The 19,682-nt window shown below is 60.5% G+C and carries 17 protein-coding genes; 9 read left to right on the top strand and 8 right to left on the bottom strand.

The features are described 5' to 3' along the window. The first annotated feature begins 120 nt into the window (after positions 1–120). Complete coding sequence (locus AC1DV9_RS03925; RefSeq protein WP_477942292.1) at positions 121–2,835, top strand: ABC transporter transmembrane domain-containing protein; 2,715 nt, start codon at positions 121–123, stop codon at positions 2,833–2,835. A gap of 108 nt (positions 2,836–2,943) precedes the next feature. Then, positions 2,944–3,411 carry a cyclic nucleotide-binding domain-containing protein gene (locus AC1DV9_RS03920; RefSeq protein WP_112386639.1) on the top strand — a complete coding sequence of 156 codons (468 nt, stop codon included), beginning with the start codon at positions 2,944–2,946 and terminating at the stop codon, positions 3,409–3,411. Between the two features lie 6 nt (positions 3,412–3,417). Here the strand turns inward: AC1DV9_RS03920 and AC1DV9_RS03915 are convergent, their stop codons facing one another. From AC1DV9_RS03915 to AC1DV9_RS03905, 3 genes are all read right to left on the bottom strand, one after another. After that, positions 3,418–3,705, bottom strand: coding sequence for a type II toxin-antitoxin system RelE/ParE family toxin (locus AC1DV9_RS03915; protein ID WP_477942294.1), 288 nt, complete (start codon positions 3,703–3,705; stop codon positions 3,418–3,420). Continuing rightward, on the bottom strand, positions 3,702–4,160 hold the full coding sequence (locus AC1DV9_RS03910; protein WP_477942296.1) for a hypothetical protein: 459 nt from the start codon (positions 4,158–4,160) through the stop codon (positions 3,702–3,704). The genes AC1DV9_RS03915 and AC1DV9_RS03910 overlap by 4 nt, the downstream gene beginning before the upstream one ends. 114 nt (positions 4,161–4,274) lie before the next feature. Then, positions 4,275–5,603, bottom strand: a complete 1,329-nt coding sequence (locus tag AC1DV9_RS03905) for an MFS transporter (protein WP_477942298.1) — start codon at positions 5,601–5,603, stop codon at positions 4,275–4,277. A gap of 377 nt (positions 5,604–5,980) precedes the next feature. Here AC1DV9_RS03905 and cyoA point away from each other — a divergent pair, with 377 nt between their 5' ends. Genes cyoA through AC1DV9_RS03880 form a run of 5 tightly spaced genes read left to right on the top strand, consistent with a single transcriptional unit; the run spans position 5,981 to position 11,030 of the window. Further along, entirely contained in the window at positions 5,981–7,168 is a 1,188-nt protein-coding gene (gene cyoA / locus AC1DV9_RS03900; protein ID WP_477942299.1) for a ubiquinol oxidase subunit II, read from the top strand. Positions 7,169–7,213: 45 nt separating this feature from the next. Further along, positions 7,214–9,217, top strand: a complete 2,004-nt coding sequence (gene cyoB / locus AC1DV9_RS03895; protein WP_477942300.1) for a cytochrome o ubiquinol oxidase subunit I — start codon at positions 7,214–7,216, stop codon at positions 9,215–9,217. Positions 9,218–9,222: 5 nt separating this feature from the next. After that, complete coding sequence (cyoC, locus tag AC1DV9_RS03890) at positions 9,223–9,843, top strand: cytochrome o ubiquinol oxidase subunit III (protein ID WP_112386745.1); 621 nt, start codon at positions 9,223–9,225, stop codon at positions 9,841–9,843. After that, entirely contained in the window at positions 9,840–10,247 is a 408-nt protein-coding gene (cyoD, locus tag AC1DV9_RS03885; protein ID WP_477942302.1) for a cytochrome o ubiquinol oxidase subunit IV, read from the top strand. The genes cyoC and cyoD overlap by 4 nt, the downstream gene beginning before the upstream one ends. A 42-nt stretch (positions 10,248–10,289) precedes the next feature. Beyond that, positions 10,290–11,030, top strand: coding sequence for an SURF1 family protein (locus tag AC1DV9_RS03880; protein ID WP_477942304.1), 741 nt, complete (start codon positions 10,290–10,292; stop codon positions 11,028–11,030). A gap of 12 nt (positions 11,031–11,042) precedes the next feature. On the opposite strand, the gene AC1DV9_RS03875 is transcribed toward AC1DV9_RS03880, so the two are convergent. After that, complete coding sequence (locus AC1DV9_RS03875; RefSeq protein ID WP_477946292.1) at positions 11,043–12,449, bottom strand: FAD/NAD(P)-binding protein; 1,407 nt, start codon at positions 12,447–12,449, stop codon at positions 11,043–11,045. 264 nt (positions 12,450–12,713) lie between these two features. After that, positions 12,714–13,331 carry a flavodoxin family protein gene (locus AC1DV9_RS03870; RefSeq protein ID WP_477942307.1) on the bottom strand — a complete coding sequence of 206 codons (618 nt, stop codon included), beginning with the start codon at positions 13,329–13,331 and terminating at the stop codon, positions 12,714–12,716. A gap of 231 nt (positions 13,332–13,562) precedes the next feature. On the opposite strand from AC1DV9_RS03870, the gene AC1DV9_RS03865 reads away from it, so the two are divergent. Next, positions 13,563–15,416: an ABC transporter ATP-binding protein gene (locus tag AC1DV9_RS03865; RefSeq protein WP_477946290.1), complete on the top strand. Its 1,854-nt coding sequence runs from the start codon at positions 13,563–13,565 to the stop codon at positions 15,414–15,416. 239 nt (positions 15,417–15,655) lie between these two features. Continuing rightward, complete coding sequence (locus tag AC1DV9_RS03860; RefSeq protein WP_477942511.1) at positions 15,656–17,554, top strand: ABC transporter ATP-binding protein; 1,899 nt, start codon at positions 15,656–15,658, stop codon at positions 17,552–17,554. Between the two features lie 53 nt (positions 17,555–17,607). Here the strand turns inward: AC1DV9_RS03860 and AC1DV9_RS03855 are convergent, their stop codons facing one another. From AC1DV9_RS03855 to AC1DV9_RS03845, 3 genes are read right to left on the bottom strand one after another with little or no spacing between them, the layout of a single operon-like run. Further along, positions 17,608–18,453: a fumarylacetoacetate hydrolase family protein gene (locus AC1DV9_RS03855; RefSeq protein WP_477942311.1), complete on the bottom strand. Its 846-nt coding sequence runs from the start codon at positions 18,451–18,453 to the stop codon at positions 17,608–17,610. Positions 18,454–18,483: 30 nt separating this feature from the next. After that, positions 18,484–19,218 carry an SDR family oxidoreductase gene (locus tag AC1DV9_RS03850; protein ID WP_477942313.1) on the bottom strand — a complete coding sequence of 245 codons (735 nt, stop codon included), beginning with the start codon at positions 19,216–19,218 and terminating at the stop codon, positions 18,484–18,486. Between the two features lie 4 nt (positions 19,219–19,222). After that, positions 19,223–19,678 (bottom strand): MaoC family dehydratase, encoded by a 456-nt coding sequence (locus tag AC1DV9_RS03845; RefSeq protein WP_442209148.1) that lies wholly within the window; start codon positions 19,676–19,678, stop codon positions 19,223–19,225. Between the last annotated feature and the right edge of the window lie 4 nt (positions 19,679–19,682).

Raw genomic sequence — 19,682 nt, 5'->3', positions numbered from 1 at the left:
ATGGCAGTCCGCTTCGCCTTGTTTTCGTTACGATATCCGGCGGTCCGGCGGCATGAACCTGTTTTCCGAATCCTCCTTCGTAAACGTCTCCGGACCCTCCCTTCAGGTTGACGGTTAGCAATGGAAAAGAGCCTCGCCCGCTACATCTGGTCGAACACCCGCCTCCAGCAGCTCTGGATTCTGGCGGTCGTTGCGGCGTCGATGATCCCCTACTTCCTGTCCTTCGATCTGCCGAAGCAGATCGTCAACGGACCGATCCAGGGCGACGGCTTCGACAATGCCAACGCCACCCAGACTTTCATGCATCTGGCATATGATCTGCCGCTGATTGGGCATGTCGAGTTCTTCCAGGGTCTGCAGCTCAACCGTCTGCAGATGCTGATGGCGCTCAGCCTGGTTTTCTTGGCGCTCGTGGTGCTGAACGGTCTCTTCAAATTCTACATCAATACCTACAAGGGCCGCCTCGGCGAGCGCATGCTGCGCCGGATCCGCTTTCAGCTGATCGACCGGGTGTTGCGCTTTCCGCCGGCGCATTTCAAGCGCGTGAAATCCGCCGAAATCGCTACGATGATCAAGGACGAGGTGGAGCCGATGGGCGGCTTCACCGGCGATGCCTTCGTCTCGCCCGCCCTGCTTGGCGGCCAGGCGCTGACGGCGCTCGCCTTCATCATCATCCAGAATTTCTGGCTCGGCATGATCGCCGCCGGCATCGTCGGCGTGCAGGCGATCGTCATCCCGCGCATGAGAAAGCGCCTGCTCGAACTCGGCCGCCAGCGGCAGCTGACCGCGCGCGAACTGTCGGGCCGCGTCGGCGAAATCGTCGACGGCATCGGCACCATCCATGGCAACGATACCTCAAACCTCGAGCGCGCCGATATCGCAGCGCGCCTCGGCTTGATCTTCTCGATCCGCTACGACCTCTACCAGTGGAAGTTCATGGTGAAATTCCTGAACAACTTCCTGGCCCAGGTCACCCCGTTCTTGTTCTACGCCATCGGCGGTTATCTGGCGCTTCAGGGCCGCCTCGACATCGGCCAGCTGGTAGCCGTCATCTCCGCCTACAAGGATCTGCCGGGACCGCTGAAGGAACTGATCGACTGGGACCAGATGCGCCAGGACGTTCAGGTCAAGTATCAGCAGGTCTACGAGCAGTTCAACGTCGAGCCGCTGATTGACAGCAAGATCCAGGACGTGCCCGCCGAAGCGATCGGCCCGTTGACGGCAGCACTCGTCGTCACCAACCTCGCCGTCAATGACGACAGTGGCGCGCGGCTGGTCGATCACGTCTCGGTGGAGATCAAGCCGAACGAAACGGTGGCGATCGTCGGCCCGAATGGAAGCGGCGCGGAAGCCTTTGCCGAAGCGCTCGGGCGCATCGTCTGGCCGGAAGGCGGGCGCATCAGCATCGACGGCCAGGATTTGCTTGCGCTGCCGGAATATATTACCGGCAGACGGATTTCCTACGTATCGTCGGATACCTACTTTTTCCACGGCACGCTCAAAGACAACATCCTCTACGGCCTCAAGCACGCGCCGCTGACGGATCCGGGCTACCAGGGTCAGGACGCTCTCGAATTCAAATGGCGAAACGCGGAGGCGCTGCGCGCCGGAAACCCGATTTTCGACCTCAACAGCGACTGGGTGGATTATAACGCCGCCGGTGCGACAGGCCCCGACGATCTGCTGAAAGCGATCCGCCCGGTGCTCGACGCTGTGCTGATTTCGCAGGACATTCTCGATCTCGCACTGCGGTCTTCGGTCGATACCAGCGTTCACGTGGCACTTGCCGAGCGCATCGTCGATCTGCGCGCCTCCTTGCGCGAGCGGCTGGAGGAAGAGAAGCTCGACACTATCGTCGTTCCCTTCGATTTCGACGCCTACAACGCTCAGGCGACGGTTGGCGAGAACCTGCTTTTCGGCACGATGAAGCGGCCGCACATGACCAACCGGCGTCTCGCCGCCCACCCCTATTTCCAGCAACTTTTCCGCGACACCGGCCTCAGCAACGATCTCTACGCGATGGGCCTGGAGATCGCCGAAAACGCCGTGGAACTGTTCCACGACCTGCCGCCGGATCACCCGTTCTTCCAGCAACTGACCTTCATGACCGCGGACGACATCCCCGCCTACCAGGCGCTGCTGCAGAAGCTGCAGAGCCGGAAGTTCGAGGATGCGACGGCCGAGGAGCGCTCAAGTATCATCCGCCTGAGCTTCGCCTATATCGAGCCCCGCCACCGCTTCGGTCTGCTGACCGACGAGCTGATGGAAAAGATCGTCTCGGCGCGCAAACAGTTCCACGAACATATTCCCAGTGATCTCTCGGCACTCATCGAGCGCTACGATCCTGAACGTTTCACCGCGTCCGCCAGCCTGATGGACAACGTGCTTTTCGGCCGCATCGCCTATCAGCAGGCCGATGCATCGGAGCATATCCGCTCGATCATGGGCGAGCTCTTCGACAAGCTCGATCTGTTCGACGACGTGCTGTCGATCGGTATGGAATTCGATGTCGGCTCTGGCGGCAAGCGCCTGACGATGGTTCAGCGCCAGAAGATCAACCTGGCGCGCGCGCTGCTGCGCCGTTCCGACTACTTCATCCTCAACCGGCCGCTTCTGGCCCTCGACCAGCGCGTCCAGGACCAGATCACCCGAAACGTGGTGACCGGCCTTCACGAGGAAGGCAAACGCCCGGCAATCATCTGGGTTCTGTCGAACGCGCGCCTTGCTGAGGTCTTCGACAGGATCCTGCTTTTCGAACGCGGTGGCCTGGCACAAGCCGGTGGCTATCCGGAACTTTCGGAGAAAAACACTATGTTCAAGGAACTGTTATCGTAATAATCTACTGGGGCGGCTGAGACGGCATTCTTGCGAGGGAATGCCTGGTAGAGTTTTAGAAAACGCTTTCTCCTTATACGAGAGGAGGCGCCAGGGGGTAAAACACTCATGCTGTTGAGAGATGAAGTCGAAATGCTGCGGCGGGTGCCGATCTTTTCCAGGATCGCGCCGGCAAAACTCAAGCTTTTGGCATTCACCTCCGACCGGATGACCTACAAGGCCGGTCAGAACCTTTTCCATCAGGGCGATCCGGGCGATGCAGCCTACGTGATCCTCTCGGGAACGGCCGACATTCTCGTCCATTCTCCTGCTGGCGATATCAAGGTCGCCGATGTCGAACTCAACTCGATCGTCGGCGAGATCGCCATTCTCTGCGACGTCTCGCGAACGGCAACCGTGCGCGCCACCTCGGGGCTCGAAGTCCTGCGCATCAGCAAAGAGCACTTCCTGAAGCTGCTCAGCGACTTCCCAGAAATGGCCGTCGAAATCATGCGCGTGCTGGCCGACCGCCTGAACCACACGACTGCCGAACTGACCGCGGCGCGCGCCAAGCAGCCACCGGAACCGGTTAACTGATCAGCATTAATCCGGCGGCCATTGCTGGGCGCCGTGAAGCAGGCGCAGGATCTGTATTTCCTGCGCGTTTTCATCGATGCGATAGATGATAAGATATGGACTGCCGGGAACCACAAGTTCCCGGGCTCCGTCCTTGCGTCCGCTGCGGCCTGCACGCGGGTGTGCGCTAAGGATATCCGCCTGGCTTCGTACAAGCGTCTCCAGCCGGATGGCGGCCTGCGGGTTCTGCTTAAAAACGTAGGATATCTGGCGCCGGCGATCGTTCAGCGCGCGAGGCAACCAGTTGACGATCACTTACCGTCTTCCTGTACGCGAGACATCAGGCTAGCCAGAAACGCATCCATTTCCTTGTTGGCATCTTCGTTACTGATCCAGACGGTATTCGGATCATCCGCCTCGCGAAGGCCGATCTCAACTTGCTCGCGGAACCAGCGGTCGTGTTCGGCCGCCTCATGCGCGCGCTTCAGCGCATCGGCTCGATCGGGACGCTTGCTGGATTCTGCGGCGTAGTCCGCAGCATCCACCTCGAATTGCGAGATGCCGACATCCTTGAGATAGGAGACAAGCGTCTCCATGCGCTTGAAAAGCCTGACCTGGCGGCTGCGCTGGGCGGCAAGCGAATGCTCGCTCTTTCCATATCGCACGACGATGGACCAGCCGCCGAGTTGTCCGACCACAAGGGTCTTGTCGATGGCGCCTGCTTCAGCGAGCCGCGAGAGGGTCGCATGGTCGATCATCGAATGGGTCATCAGAGCATCTCCTTGGTCTGGAAGGATATGCAATCAATTATAATTTGCAATGCGCCATTTAATAAAAAACCCGGTACGAAACCGGGCTCTTTTGTTCGATCAGGATATCAGGCGCTACTCGCGTTGTTCCAGCGCCTTGCTGAAAGCCAGCGCTGCAAGCGTGCAGATCGCGCCCGAGAGCAGGTAGTAGCCGACGAAGGTCAGGCCGAAGCTGCTGGAGAGGCTCAGCGCCACCAGCGGTGCAAAGCCGGCGCCGACGAGCCAGGCGAGGTCGGAGGTAAAGGCGGCGCCGGTATAGCGGTAGCCGCGGCCGAAGCGCGAGGAGATCGAGCCGGTGGCCTGACCGAAGGACAGGCCGAGCACTCCGAAGCCGATGATGACGAAGGCATCCTGTCCGGCATCGCCGGATGCAATCAGCATCGGCCCGACGAAGGAGAAGATCGCGATCAGCACCGCACAGACGGCGAGCTGGGCGCGGCGGCCGATGCGGTCGGCGATCAGGCCGGAGGCAATGATCGCGACGATGCCGACAAGTGCGCCGATGATCTGCACCACCATGAACGTGTCGAGCGGCTGCGTTCCATATAGACTCATCCAGCCGAGCGGGAAGATGGTGACCAGATGGAACATCGCGAAGCTCGCCAGCGGCACGAAGGCGCCGATCAGGATATCGCGGCCATGAACCTTCAGAACCTTGCCGATCGGCGCGGCCTCAAGCTCATGCTGTTCCAGCAGCGTGCCGAACTCCTGGGTCATGACCAGGCGCAGGCGGGCAAAGAGCGCCACGACATTGATCGCGAAAGCGACGAAGAACGGATAGCGCCAGCCCCAGGAAAGAAAATCCTCGTTGGAGAGATTGGCGATGAAGAAGCCGAAGATAATGCTCGCCAGCGCGAAGCCGATCGGCGCACCGAGCTGCGGGATCATCGCGTACCAGCCGCGCTTGTTCTGCGGCGCATTCAGTGCCAGCAGCGATGCGAGGCCGTCCCAGGCGCCGCCGAGCGCAAAGCCCTGGCCGAGCCGGAACAGGGCCAGAAGCGCAATCGCCCAGTAGCCGATCTCGTTATAGCCGGGCAGGAAGGCGATCGACGCCGTAGAACCGCCGAGCAGGAAAAGCGCAATCGTCAGCTTCGTGCCGCGGCCATAGAAACGGTCGATCGTCATGAAGACCACCGAGCCGACTGGACGCGCCAGGAAGGCCAGCGAAAAGATCGCAAAGGAATAGAGCGTCGCCGTCAGTCGATCCGGTGCGAAGGGAAAGATCAGTTGCGGGAAGACCAGAACCGAAGCCAGGCCATAGACGAAGAAGTCGAAGAATTCCGACATTCGACCGATGATGACGCCAAGGGCTATACTTCCGGGCGAAACCTTTTCGCCAGCATGGATCTGTCTTGCGTCGCGTTCGAGTGTCGTGGACGATGGTCCATAATTTGCTGCAGTCATTAACGCCTCCCTCGTTGAGACGCCGCGGCAAAGCGCCTCAAGACGATCTTGATCAAACCCGCAAGCTTATCAAGTCTGATGGACGTAAATAGTTCATCATCCATTCTCAAAATTAGATGTGGAGGAGAAATCGGGCGTGATCCGGCGAATCGAGCCGCCGCCAGGTGGCCCTTTTCATTTTCACGGATATATTATGCCGCTAACATGCATGCGCCCGGGCCAAATCCTTCGTAATTTATCAGGATTTCAAAGCCGTAGCGTCTTACAATTTTTGCCGCGCTGCGGCATCTTTGCTGCAGTGCGACCAAACACCTCATGTTGCCATCAGGTTCAGTGCTTTAGTCGCGGTTTGGATGAAACAACAAGAGCTTAGAGACGTGCAAAAACTCGTGAAGTTTTCCCGCCTTCTATCCGTGTTGCCGCTGATGATGCTGGCAGGATGCAATATGGTCGTGATGTCGCCGTCGGGCGATATCGCAAGTCAGCAGGCAGATCTCATTCTGGTCTCCACCTTCCTGATGCTGCTGATCATCGTGCCGGTCCTGTTCCTGACGCTGTTCTTCGCCTGGCGTTACCGGCGTTCGAACACGGCAGCGACCTACGATCCGGAATGGCATCATTCGACACGGCTGGAAGTGGTTATCTGGTCTGCGCCGCTGGCGATCATCATCGCGCTCGGCGCGATCACCTGGATTTCGACTCACAAGTTGGACCCATACCGCCCGCTCGACCGGATCGACGCGGAACGCAGCATTCCCGCGGACACCAAGCCGCTGACCGTCGAGGTCGTGGCTCTCGATTGGAAATGGCTGTTCTTCTATCCGGATCTCGGGATCGCTACGGTCAACGAGCTGGCAGCGCCGGTCGATGTGCCGATCAATTTCAAGATCACCGCATCGTCGGTCATGAACTCCTTCTACATCCCTGCCCTTGCCGGCCAGATCTATGCGATGCCGGGCATGCAGACCAGGCTGCACGCCGTCATCAACAAGGAAGGCGAATACGAAGGCTTCTCCGCAAATTACAGCGGCGACGGCTTCTCGCACATGCGCTTCAAGTTCCACGGCCTGAACCAGCAGGGCTTCGACGATTGGGTCGCCCGGGTGAAGAGCCAAGGTACGGCGCTGAATCGCGACACCTATCTGAAGCTCGAAAAGCCCTCCGAGCGCGAACCGGTTCGCTATTATGCCAGCGCCGACAAGGATCTCTACGACGCGATCCTCAATCTCTGCGCCGCACCCGGTAAGATGTGCATGAGCGAGATGATGCATATCGACATGATGGGCGGCGGCGGCAAGGAAAGTGCCGAGAACCGCGAGAAGCTGCAATATGACAACCGCCATGTGAAGAAGGGCGAAGGCACCAATGCCGCTACCTTCCCGGCAACCGGCACGCCTGCCCGCAGCGACGAGAAGCCCGCCGGCACCGGCGAAAATGGCCAGCAGCCGATGCAGAACGACATGCCTGGAATGGACATGAACGGCGGCGGCCACGATGGCCATTCGATGCCCGGAATGGACCACGGCAATGGCGATCCGGCTCCGGCCCAGCTGAACAACAATTAAACCTGGCGCTTTGCGTCGCTAAGACATCAATGAACGGGTTATTCCATGTTTTCCAATCCTGACCTCCTGAAGTTTATCTTCGGCCGGTTGACCCTCGATTCGATCCCCTATCACGAGCCGATCCTGGTCTTCACCTTCATCGGCGTGGCGATCGGCGGCATCGCTGTGCTGGGTCTCATTACCTATTTCAAGTTCTGGGGTCCGCTCTGGCGCGACTGGATCACCAGCGTCGATCACAAGAAGATCGGCATCATGTACATCATCCTCGCGGTGATCATGCTGCTGCGCGGCTTCTCCGACGCAATCCTGATGCGTATCCAGCAGGCCATCGCCTTCAACGGCAATGAAGGCTATCTGCCGCCGCATCACTATGACCAGATCTTCACGGCGCACGGCGTCATCATGATCTTCTTCGTGGCGATGCCCTTCGTCACCGGCCTGATGAACTTCGTCGTGCCGCTGCAGATCGGCGCGCGCGACGTCTCCTTCCCGTTCCTCAACAATTTCTCGTTCTGGATGACGACGGCAGGCGCGATCATCATCATGATGTCGCTGTTCGTCGGCGAATTCGCCCGCACCGGCTGGCTGGCCTATCCGCCGCTTTCGGGGGCTGATTATAGTCCGGGTGTCGGTGTCGACTATTATATATGGGGGCTCCAGGTCGCCGGTGTCGGCACGACGCTATCGGGCATCAACCTGATTGCGACGATCGTCAAGATGCGCGCGCCGGGCATGACCTTCATGAAGATGCCAGTCTTTACCTGGACCTCGCTCTGCACCAACGTGCTGATCGTCGCTTCCTTCCCGATCCTGACCGCAACGCTCGTTCTGCTGTCGCTCGACCGCTATGCCGGCACGAACTTCTTCACGAACGATCTCGGCGGCAATCCGATGATGTATGTGAACCTCATCTGGATCTGGGGTCACCCGGAAGTTTACATCCTGATTCTGCCCGCCTTCGGCATCTTCTCCGAAGTCGTCGCCACCTTCTCCGGCAAGCGCCTGTTCGGCTACGCCTCGATGGTTTACGCCACCTGCGTCATCATGATCCTGTCCTATCTCGTGTGGCTGCACCACTTCTTTACGATGGGCTCGGGCGCCAGCGTCAACTCGTTCTTCGGCATCACCACGATGATCATCTCCATCCCGACAGGGGCGAAGATGTTCAACTGGCTGTTCACGATGTATCGCGGCCGCATTCGCTACGAAGTGCCGATGCTGTGGACCGTCGGCTTCATGGTGACCTTCGTCATCGGCGGCATGACCGGTGTCATGCTCGCCATCCCGCCTGCCGACTTCGTGCTCCACAACTCGCTGTTCCTGATCGCCCACTTCCATAACGTGATCATCGGCGGCGTGCTGTTCGGCCTGTTTGCCGGCGTCAACTACTGGTTCCCGAAGGCCTTCGGCTTCAAGCTCGATCCGTTCTGGGGCAAGATGAGCTTCTGGTTCTGGCAGATCGGCTTCTTCTTCGCCTTCATGCCGCTCTACGTGCTCGGCCTGATGGGCGTGACCCGCCGCGTCTCGCAGTTCGAGGATCCGTCGCTGCAAATCTGGTTCATCATCGCCGCCTTCGGCGCCGGCCTGATCGCCCTCGGCATCGTTTCCTTCCTCGTGCAGATCTTCGTCAGCTTCCGCAAGCGCGAGGCGCTGAAGGACGAGACGGGCGATCCCTGGGAAGGCCGCACGCTGGAATGGGCGACGTCCTCGCCGCCGCCGGACTACAACTTCGCCTTCACGCCTGTCGTTCACGATCACGACAGCTGGTACGACATGAAAAAGCGCGGCTATGTCCGTCCGCACGAAGGCTTCCGTCCGATCCACATGCCGAAGAACACCGGCACCGGCGCGATCCTTTCGGCCCTCAGCATCGGTCTCGCCTTCGGCCTGATCTGGTACATGTGGTGGCTGGCTGCCGTCTCCTTCGTCGCAATCGTCGCCGTGTCGATCGCCCATACGTTCAACTACAAGCGTGACTTCTACATTCCCGTCGAGGAAGTCACCGCGACAGAGGACAAGCGCACCAAGCAGCTTGCGATGCAGGCATGACGACCATGACCGATCACACCATCGACTCGGCCGAAAAGCCCGTCTTCTATCTGACCGAGGATCATCATCCGGAGAGCAGCACCAATCTCGGGTTCTGGCTCTATCTGATGAGCGACTGCCTGATCTTCGCCGTGCTCTTTGCCACCTATGGCGTGCTCGGCCGCAATTATGCGGCCGGCCCGTCACCGAAGGATCTGTTCGATCTGCCGCTGGTGGCGATCAACACCTCGATGCTTCTGTTCTCGTCGATCACCTATGGCTTCGCCATGCTGCAGATGATGAGAGGCTACAAGGCCGGCGTGCTGTTCTGGCTGGCGATCACCGGCCTGTTCGGCGCCGCCTTCATCGGGCTCGAACTCTATGAGTTCGCGCATCTGATCCATGAAGGCGCCGGACCGTCGCGCAGCGCGTTCCTCTCGGCCTTCTTCACGCTGGTCGGCACCCACGGCCTGCACGTCACCTTCGGCATCATCTGGCTGATCACGCTGATGGTTCAGGTCTCGATGCACGGCCTGATCGAAGCCAACAAGCGCCGCCTGATGTGCCTGTCGATGTTCTGGCACTTCCTCGATGTCGTCTGGATCGGCGTCTTTTCCTTGGTCTATCTGCTGGGAGTTCTCGGATGAGCTCGAACACTCACGCCCACGACGCACATCACGACCACGGCCATGGCGGCCATGGTCACGGCGGTCACGATGCGGATCACGGCTCCTTCAAGAGCTACATGATCGGCTTCGTGCTGTCGGTCATCCTCACGGCGATCCCGTTCTGGCTGGTCATGGCAGGCGTCTTCGAAAGCCCGCTGGTAACGGCAGTCACCGTGATGGCGCTCGGCGCCGTGCAGATCGTCGTCCACATGATCTACTTCCTGCACATGAACACCCGTTCGGAAGGCGGCTGGACGATCATGGCGCTGATCTTCACCATCGTCATCGTCGCCATCGCGCTGGCCGGCTCCTTCTGGGTCATGCATCATCTGAACACCAACATGATGCCGATGAGCCCCGAAATGATGAAGAACATGCCGTAAGACAGATGCGGGCGGCCTCCGGGCCGCCCGCTGAATTTGACCATGACCGATCAATCAGGCTCCAAACTCACGGCACCGCGCTCGACCGCCAAGCTCATTCTGCTTGGCGGCCTGATGCTGCTGGCAATCGCTACCTTCGTGGCGCTTGGTATCTGGCAGGTGGAGCGGCTCTACTGGAAGCGCGATCTGATCGCCCGCGTCGATCAGCGCATTCATGCGGCACCGGTGCCCGCTCCCGAGGGCGCCGGCATCGACGCCACGGCCGATGAATACCTCCGGGTCTCCGCGACCGGCACATTCGACAACAGCAAGGAAACGCTGGTCTACGCCTCCACCGAGCTCGGCCCCGGATACTGGGTGATGACGCCGCTCCGGCTGGAAGACGGCAATGCCATCCTCATCAATCGCGGCTTCGTACCGCTGGAAAAGCGCGATCCGAAAATGCGCGCTGAAGGACAGCTTTCGGGACCGGTCAGCGTGACAGGGCTGCTGCGGCCAACAGAGCCGAAAGGTTCACTGCTGCAATCCAACGATCCCAAGACCGGATGGTGGTATTCGCGCGACGTGGCGGCGATCGCCGCGGACAAGGACATCGGCAAGATCGAACCCTACTTCATCGACGCCGATGAAGCTCCGAATCCGGGTGGCGCGCCGGTCGGCGGGCTGACGCGCGTGGTCTTCCCGAACAGCCACCTGAGCTATGCGATCACCTGGTTCGCGATGGCGCTGATGGTCATGGGGCTGCTTGGCGCCGCCGTTCGCAGCGAACTCCGCCGCCGCTGAGCGAAGCGACGGCTACATGGCCCGGCATTGCGGAAATGCACGGACCGCGACCTGTTCGGCAGCGGCATAGGCCTGGCTGACGATCTCCGGCACCAGATCGATATCCGGAAGGCTGCCGAGCCCGAGCGGACCGATGGCGAAAATCCCCTCGACGGACGATCCGTCGGCAAGATAGGGCTCGCCGCGCTGGTTGACGGCAATGCCGAGCGACAGTTCGTCCGGCATCGCAAGCCCTGAGGCAAACAGGCTCTGCATCAGCGGCACATCGAGGTCGGCTGCTCTGCAACGGCAATCGATCACCCGGTCGGCATGGATAACTTCCTCCGTTCGCGTACCTGAGGGCGTGAAGAAGATCCCGCTCAAGCCCTGACGGCCCGCCAGACCGCGGCGCAGAACGGTGTTGCCGCCTGCAAGCTCACGCTTCAGCCGCGCATACATCGCCTCCGGCAGTCTGTTCCGGTGGCTGTCGTAGATTGCCCGCAGATGCCGGTTGAATTGCTGCTTCTGGCGCGCAGGCAGCGAACGCCAGAGCGAACGCGCATGCTTGCGCAGGCCGTTCATCACGGATTGCCAGCTGCGGCCGCCCTCCTCGGCATCCCTGCAGGCCTTGCGGATGAAATGGAGAATGCCAGCGAGATCCTTGGGAAGCTCTTCGGCAGGGAAAAGCGGATCGGCGGAGTTCGGCGTATGGCTCTGCGGCAGGAAGCCATGTTTCGAAACGATGGAGATCTGGCCGGAATAGCCCTGATCCCGCAGCTGCAGCAACTGGTCGACGACGCGGATGCCGCTTCCGAGCAGAATCGTATGCGGACGGGCGACCAGCCGCTGGGCGCGCACCGGCGAAGTGTTCTCCGTCACGGCAGCGGACGGCGCAAGGCCATAGCCGGTGGCGAGGAAAACGGTGTCGAAAAGCGGATTGGCGGGACCGGCATGTTCCAGCAGGAAGCGGTTTCCGTGGCTCCTGCGGATTGCCACGACGGGCTCGTGGCAGACCTGGACGGTGATGTCCTTGCGGGTCGATAGCGCTTCGGAAAAGCGCTGGTAGACATAGTCGCTGAAAATTTCCTTGGGCACGAAGATCTGGCGGAATCCCGGGATCGCCGCCGGCACGGCAGCGCGGAATTCCGCGTTGCTACAGAGCCAGTCGTTGAAATCATCGGCATCTCCAGCCGACACCGAAAGGTCGCGGACGCGGGTGTTGAGGATGGCGGAACTCTTTGCCGACGACAGCGCCTGTCCGCCGCTGACGGAGGAATTCGGATCGAAGAGTTGCAGATGGAAGGGCGTACGCACCGTCTTCATCAGCGCAATTGCCGTCATCATCCCGGAAAAGCCGCGCCCGACAATGGCGATCCGTGGAATAGCCGATGGCTTTGCCGCAGCAGCGGCCTTCGCAGAGAAAAGTCCTTGAACCGTCATCTCAACTCCCTTGCGGTCATCACCGCATCCGTGTCTCGATCAAGGTATCGACGCAGAAAAATCAGGCTGCGTCGGCCGGGGTTCGAACCGCTATACCAGCAGTCGTCCGGAACTGGCCGGAAAGGAATTCAGGGGAGTGAGGTCTCCCGTCCATAGTCTATTAGACTAGTCGTGTATGAAAGCGCTAAAATGGCTTCGCCGCAAGCCTCTGATTTCCGCTGAGGCGAGAATGCGGGTTAAGGCATTGATTGCGGGTGCTGTTTTTTAGCTCTCTTCGCCGGGATATTGCTTCGCCTTGAGCAGTGCGGCTAGATGGGTGACGTTTCGCGCCAGCATCTCTATCATCGTGGTGACGTTCTCCGGCACCTGCTTCAGATCGGCGAAATTCGTTGATCCCATCGCTTCGCCGACCCAATAGGCAACGGCATTAGCCGGCACCGTGAAACCGACATCGTTCAGCGCCTGATAGAGTTCGGCCGAGACATGGTGCGCGCCGTCTTCATTTCCGACCACGGCGACCGCCGCCACCTTTCCATACGATACCATGCGCCCCTCCGCGTCGGTCTCCGATAGGAACGCGTCCATTCGTTCCAGGGCCCGCTTGCATACGCTCGACGGCTGCCCCATCCATATCGGCGTCCCGACAAGCAGAATGTCGGCGGTGAGGATCTTTTCGCGGATGCCGGGCCAATCGTCCCCCTCGCCTTCATCGGATGTGACACCGGGCTTGATGTTGAAATCCGCCAGCCGGAGAACCTCGGTCGTGACATCGTATTTCGCGAACTCGTCATTGATCAGCGCGATCATTCGTTCGGTCGATGACTGCTCCTGGCTTTCCGCGGTTTTCAGGGTGGCGTTGAGGGCGAGTGCTTTGAGAGACATGCGGTGCTCCATGGACTCGTATTGGTCCGTCACACGAACACGGCAAAGCATCGATTGTTCCGCCCGGAAACGGCGCGTGATCGCGCTCACGAGAAAATAACCAGTTGGTGAATTCTTTACTTGAACGACCAGGTGGAATCGGCAAAAGTAAGCGCACTATCAATCCCATCATGGAATTGCCGTGTTTTCGGGTCAGCGTCCGGATGCACTTATCTATTTGGAATCATTACCGTGAGCAGCGATGCGTCCTTAAGCGCGACGAAGCATTCGGCTTCGCTCGCGAAAGCAACTGCGGCAGGCTGGGGCAAGGGGCTCTATACACTGGTCCGCATCACCGTCATGGCCTTTAGGCATCCCTGGCAGGCAAGTCTGGCGATCGGCGCGACGCTTGTGGCTTCCACCTTTCAGCTGATGATCCCGCGGCTACTCGGCCAGGCGGTCGACCACACCCAGGTCGCCCTGAGCGGCGGCACCGTCGGCCAGGCGGCGCAGGACGCGCTGCTAACGACGGCGCTGATGCTGCTTGGCGCCAGCGTGCTGCGCGGCCTCTTCACCATGGTGCAGAACTATTATTCCGAAAGCGTCGGCCACCATATGGGCTATTCGCTGCGGCTGGCCTGTTACGAAAAGATCCAGCGGCTTTCCTTCAGCTTCCACGACACCGTGCATTCGGGCGACCTGATCACCATCGGCCTGCTCGATCTCGAGGGCGTGCGGATGTATTTCTCGACGGCGCTGGTGCGTGTCTTCCTGCTGTCGATGCTGATCGGCATCGGCGCCTATATGCTGATCACCACCGATCCGGTGCTCGGTCTCCTCGCCCTCAGCTTCGTTCCCTTCGTCGGCTGGCGTTCATCGGTCACGCAGCTGCGCCTGCGTGCCACATGGCTGGAGCTCCAGGAGCGTCTTTCGGTGCTGACCCGCATCATGGAAGAAAACCTCGGCGGCATCCGCGTCGTCCGCGCCTTCGCGGCACAGGACCATGAGATGGCGAAATTCCAAGCGGCATCCGAAAGTGCGATCGAACTCGCGCATCAGCGTGTCGGCATCCGTGTTGCCAATACGAGCGCCATGACCTTCTCGTTTTTCGTGTCGATGGGTCTCGTGCTCTGGGTCGGCGGCGGCAAGGTCATGGCCGGCGAAATCACCGTGGGCACGCTTGCCTCGTTCCTGACCTTCATGACCATCCTGCAGATGCCAGTGCGCCAGCTCGGCCTGATGGTCAACGCCTTTGCCCGGGCCTCGACCTGCGGCACGCGCCTCTTCAATCTTCTCGACCTCGAGATTGCCGTGCGCGATGCACCAGATGCGGCGGAGCTCAAGGTAACCGAGGGAACGCTTCGCTTCGAGTATGTGGATTTCGCCTATCCGAGCTCGGAGATGCACCAGGTTCTCTACGATGTCAGCTTCGAGGCGAAGCGCGGCGAAACGATCGGCATTGTTGGCCCTCCGGGTAGCGGCAAGTCGACGATCGCGCATCTGATCCCGCGCTTCTATGACGCCACCGGTGGCCGCATCACCATCGACGGTCAGGATATCCGCAAGGCGACACTGCAATCGCTGCGCCGCTCCGTTGCCGTCGTGCAGCAGGATTCCTTCCTGTTCACGACGACGATCGAGAACAACATCGCCTATGGCGACCCATGGGCGAAGGAGCCGCGTATCGAGCGCGCCAGCGAAAGCGCGCAGCTGCACAACTACGTTCTCGGCCTGCCGACTGGATATGGCACGGTCGTCGGCGAGCGCGGCGTGTCGCTGTCCGGCGGCCAGCGCCAGCGCCTGTCGATCGCCCGCGCCCTGATGCTGCGCCCCGCCGTGATGGTCTTCGATGACTCGACAGCTGCAATCGACGCGGCGACCGAACAGCGTATCCGCTCGGCGATGCGCAAATACGCCGCCGACCGGGTGACGATCATCGTCGCGCACCGGCTGAGCTCGCTGATGCATGCCGACCAGATCCTCTTCGTCGAGGACGGCCGCATCGTCGAGCGCGGCACGCATGCGGAATTGCTCGCTCTCGGTGGGCGCTACAAGGCGCTTTACGACCTGCAGGTACGGCCGGGAGATGAGGCGCTGAGTGCTTAGCACGAACAGGCGTTTGTGAGACTGTGTGTTTGCGTTTTGCTCCCTTATCCCTGTGCTTGTCACAGGGATCCAGCAGCGCCGCGTCTGCGGCGCGGAAGAACTCTTTCACGCGAAAGACTTCGCGTGGCTAGATTCCTGTGACGAGCACAGGAATGAGGGAAGAGAATTATGCCAGCCGCAGATAGAGGCATCTGCAGTGGGTCCAGACCACAAGAAGCCTCAAGACCAGGGAGTGGATGATGGCCGAGGAAATGGAAACCGAGCGCCCCGATCCGCGCGAAGACGGCAGGCGGCCGCCGCGGGCGGTGGTCGGTTCGCACCGGATCGAAGAAGAGATGTTCGGTACCGCCTTCGACGGCAACATCGTCAAGCGCATCTGGACCTTCGTCGATCCCTACAAGGACAAGATCATCTGGTCCGTCGTGGCGGTGTTGACCTTCACGGCCATGCAGCTGGTGATCCCGCTGATCATCCGCTACGCCATCGACCACGGCATGCGGCAGGGGGGCAGTTCCAACGCGCTCACCTGGTCGATCCTTGCCTTCCTCTGTGCCATCCTCGTCAACTATGCTGCCAGCTATGCGCAGGAGACGTTGGTCGGCGGGGTGGCTGAAAACGTGCTCTTTGACATGCGCAAGGCGATGTTCTCGCATCTGCAGCGCGTCTCGCTCTCCTTCATGGACAAGACCGAAGTGGGCCGCCTGATGTCGCGGCTACAGGGCGACGTCAACTCGATGCAGGAGTTTCTCGAAACGTCGGTGCTGTCGGTCGGCGATATCTTCCTGCTCTTCGGTATCGTCTTCGTGATGCTGTATCTCGATTTTAAGCTCGGATTGCTGACGCTGTCGGCCCTGCCGGTGCTCTTCGTCGTCCGCCTCTTCTGGCTGCCGCTGGCGCGCAAGTCGTTCATGGCCGCGCATGAAACGAACTCGGTGGCGAACGGCGCGTTGGCCGAGGCGATCCATGGCGTGCGCGCAGTCCAGAGCATGGATCGCCAGAGCGTGAATTTCACGCTCTATGACGACAAGGCCCATGCCAACCTTCTCACTCATCTGACGGCAGCGCGCTATGCGCAGGTGATGGTGCCGATCGTCGACAGCCTGACGGGCGTCGCCATGGCCCTCGTCATCGTCGTCGGCGGGGCGCGTGTCCTGAACCAGGCGCTTGACGTCGGCGTGCTCGTCGCCTTCCTGTTTTATATCCAGCGCTTCTTCGACCCGATCCGTTCGCTGACGCTGCAATATTCGGTGATGCAGCGCGCCATGGCCTCCGGCCAACGGCTGACAGAGGTGCTGGACGTTCCCGTCGACATCCAGGACGCCCCCGATGCCAAGGTGCTTTCGCGGGATATGGACGGCTCGGTCGAATTCCGCGACGTGGTCTTCGGCTACAACCCGAAGCATCCGGTGCTGAAACATGTGAGTTTCCGCGTCAATCCGGGCGAAACGGTTGCGCTCGTCGGACCGACAGGCTCCGGCAAATCGAGCTGCATGTCGTTGATCCATCGCTTCTACGATGTGCAGCAGGGGCAAGTGCTTGTCGGCGGCAATGACGTGCGGGATCTGACGCAGGATTCACTCGGCGACCAGATCGCCATGGTTCTGCAGGAGCCTTTCCTCTTCACGGGCAGCGTCTTTGAAAACATTCGCTATCACAAGACAAATGCCACCCGCGAACAGGTGGTCGAGGCGGCAAAGGCCGTCGGCGCGCATGATTTCATCATGCGGCTGGCAGAAGGCTATGACAGCATTCTCGGTGAGCGCGGCGGCAATCTCTCGCTCGGGCAAAGGCAGCTTCTGTCCTTCGCCCGCGCGCTCGTCGCCGATGCGAAGATCCTCGTTCTCGACGAGGCGACGGCCAATATCGACAGCTATACGGAAATGCTGATCCAGAAGGCCCTGGTGAAGCTGCTGGAGAACCGCACCGGCCTCGTCATCGCCCACCGTCTCGCGACGATCCGCGAAGCCGACCGCATCATCGTGCTGCAGAACGGCGAGCTGATCGAGAGCGGCAACCATAATGAGCTGATGAAGAACGGGAAGCTCTATTCCCGGCTCTATAATCTCAACTACGCGTCTTTCGACGATATTCCCGAAGACGTGCTCGAAGAGACGGCATCAGGCAGCTCGGCGACATAGAAGGCACGAGGCATGGCGTCGCCGGCCTCGTGCCCATCAGCACCATGGAGCTATCAGATATCCGCCCTGACGGCCTGCCGCTGGTTGCCGAGCTTTTCGATGCCGAGCTCGACGATATCGCCTGGTTTCAGATAGCGCGGCGGCTTCATGCCCATGCCGACGCCCGGCGGTGTGCCGGTCGAGATGATGTCGCCGGGATGCAGCGACATGAACTGGCTGAGATAGGAGACCAGATAGGCGGCGCCGAAAACCATGGTCTTGCTGGAGCCGTTCTGCATCGTCTCGCCGTTGACCTTCAGCCACATCTTCAGGTCTTGCGGGTCCGGCACCTCGTCCTTGGTGACGAGCCAGGGACCGGTTGGACCAAATGTGTCGCAGGACTTGCCCTTGGTCCACTGGCCAGAGCGCTCGATCTGGAAGGCACGTTCGGAGACGTCATGGATCGTGCAGTAGCCGGCAACATAATCCAGCGCATCGGCTTCGCTGACATATTTCGCCGTCTTGCCGATGACGATGCCGAGCTCGACTTCCCAATCGGTCTTCTCCGAGCCGCGCGGGATGACGAGATCATCATTCGGGCCAACGATCGCCGAGGTTGCCTTCATGAAGATGATCGGTTCCGGCGGCACGGTGGCGCGGGTTTCGGCAGCGTGGTCGGAATAATTGAGGCCGATGCAGATGAACTTGCCGGTACCGGCAACGCAGGGGCCGAGCCGCGGTGTTCCCTCGACAACCGGCAGCGTGCTGGTGTCGAGCCGCGACAGTTCGGCGAGACGATCGGGGTTCAGGGCCGCTCCGGCGAGATCGCCAAGCTGGCCGGAGAGATCGCGGATCTTGCCGCCGGCATCGAGAAGGCCAGGCTTTTCCTGGCCGGCTTCACCGTAACGAAGAAATTTCATGCGGATTCCATTCCTGTGTCGGTTCGAAGGTCAGATGGTCCAGCCGCCATCGATGGCGTAGGCCTGACCTGAGGTGTAAGTGGCGCCGGCGAGATAGACGGCGAGTTCGGCGATCTCTTCGGGGGAGCCCAGACGGCCCATCGGCTGCCGCGAGATGAAGGCGGCGCGCGCCGTCTCGTAATCACCCTGCGCCTTCATGCGGTCCTGCAGCGACGGGCTCTCGACGGTGCCGGGGCAGATGGCGTTGCAGCGGACACCCTGCGCCACGTAGTCGGCGGCAACGGATTTGGTGAGACCGATGACGGCGGCCTTGGTGACGCCATAGGCGAAGCGGTTCGGCACACCCTTGATGCTGGATGCAACGGAGGCCATGTTGATGATCGAACCGTCCTTGCGCTCGAGCATGCCGGGCAGCACGGCGCGGATGGTGCGGATCATCGCCTTGACGTTGAGATCGAGGGCGAATTCCAGATCGGCGTCCTTCATCTCGAGGATCGAGCCTGCATGGACGAAACCGGCGCAATTGAAGAGCACGTCGATCTGGCCGATCTCTGAGACCAGCGCATTGACCGCCGCTTCGTCGAGAACGTTCAACTTGTGGGTCGCAATCCCGGTTTCGGCCGTCAGCTGCGCCAGTGCATCGGTGTTGATGTCTGTGGCATGTACGGTTGCACCTGCCTGCTGAAAGGCGATCGCCGAAGCGCGGCCAATCCCCTGCCCTGCGGCGGTGGTCAGAACGGTCTTGCCGGTCAAATCCTGTGACATGATCTTATCCCTGTTTCTGTTGGCGCTCGACGAGCAGGATATGGTCTGCGGCCAGCACCACTTCATTGCGCTGGTTCAAAACCTCGCAGCGCTCGACGACGCGGCCCATATCCGGCCGCTTCGGATCGTCTTCCTTGGCCGAAATGGTCACCCGGGTGCGGATCGTGTCGCCGATATGGACCGGGCGGACGAAGCGCAGCCGGTCGTAGCCGTAGGAAAAGGCGACGGGGTTGATGAGCGTCGCCGTCAGGCCGATACCGATCGAGAAGACCATGGTGCCATGGGCGATACGCTGGCCGCCCGGCAGCGTCTTGGCGAATTCGGCGTCCATGTGATGCGGAAAGAAATCGCCGGTATGCCCGGCATGGACGACGAAATCCGTCTCGGTAATCGTGCGGCCGGTCGTCGTGCGCGACGCGTTCAGTGCGTAGTCTTCAAAATGGATGATCTGTTCCGACATCGGT

The organism is Rhizobium sp. 01L410, from assembly GCF_056400165.1.
Note: the sequence above shows the minus strand (reverse complement) of the source record. Positions and strands in the feature narration are given on the sequence as shown.

What these genes read in the sequence shown, in the direction of transcription:
- AC1DV9_RS03860 (WP_477942511.1), top strand. Translation starts at nt 15,656, where the DNA reads ATGGCCGAGGAAATGGAAACCGAGCGCCCCGATCCGCGCGAAGACGGC.
- AC1DV9_RS03845 (WP_442209148.1), bottom strand. Translation starts at nt 19,678, where the DNA reads ATGTCGGAACAGATCATCCATTTTGAAGACTACGCACTGAACGCGTCG.
- cyoB (WP_477942300.1), top strand. Translation starts at nt 7,214, where the DNA reads ATGTTTTCCAATCCTGACCTCCTGAAGTTTATCTTCGGCCGGTTGACC.
- cyoC (WP_112386745.1), top strand. Translation starts at nt 9,223, where the DNA reads ATGACCGATCACACCATCGACTCGGCCGAAAAGCCCGTCTTCTATCTG.
- AC1DV9_RS03920 (WP_112386639.1), top strand. Translation starts at nt 2,944, where the DNA reads ATGCTGTTGAGAGATGAAGTCGAAATGCTGCGGCGGGTGCCGATCTTT.
- AC1DV9_RS03880 (WP_477942304.1), top strand. Translation starts at nt 10,290, where the DNA reads ATGACCGATCAATCAGGCTCCAAACTCACGGCACCGCGCTCGACCGCC.
- AC1DV9_RS03875 (WP_477946292.1), bottom strand. Translation starts at nt 12,449, where the DNA reads ATGACGGTTCAAGGACTTTTCTCTGCGAAGGCCGCTGCTGCGGCAAAG.
- cyoD (WP_477942302.1), top strand. Translation starts at nt 9,840, where the DNA reads ATGAGCTCGAACACTCACGCCCACGACGCACATCACGACCACGGCCAT.
- AC1DV9_RS03925 (WP_477942292.1), top strand. Translation starts at nt 121, where the DNA reads ATGGAAAAGAGCCTCGCCCGCTACATCTGGTCGAACACCCGCCTCCAG.
- AC1DV9_RS03855 (WP_477942311.1), bottom strand. Translation starts at nt 18,453, where the DNA reads ATGAAATTTCTTCGTTACGGTGAAGCCGGCCAGGAAAAGCCTGGCCTT.
- AC1DV9_RS03905 (WP_477942298.1), bottom strand. Translation starts at nt 5,603, where the DNA reads ATGACTGCAGCAAATTATGGACCATCGTCCACGACACTCGAACGCGAC.
- AC1DV9_RS03870 (WP_477942307.1), bottom strand. Translation starts at nt 13,331, where the DNA reads ATGTCTCTCAAAGCACTCGCCCTCAACGCCACCCTGAAAACCGCGGAA.
- AC1DV9_RS03850 (WP_477942313.1), bottom strand. Translation starts at nt 19,218, where the DNA reads ATGTCACAGGATTTGACCGGCAAGACCGTTCTGACCACCGCCGCAGGG.
- AC1DV9_RS03910 (WP_477942296.1), bottom strand. Translation starts at nt 4,160, where the DNA reads ATGACCCATTCGATGATCGACCATGCGACCCTCTCGCGGCTCGCTGAA.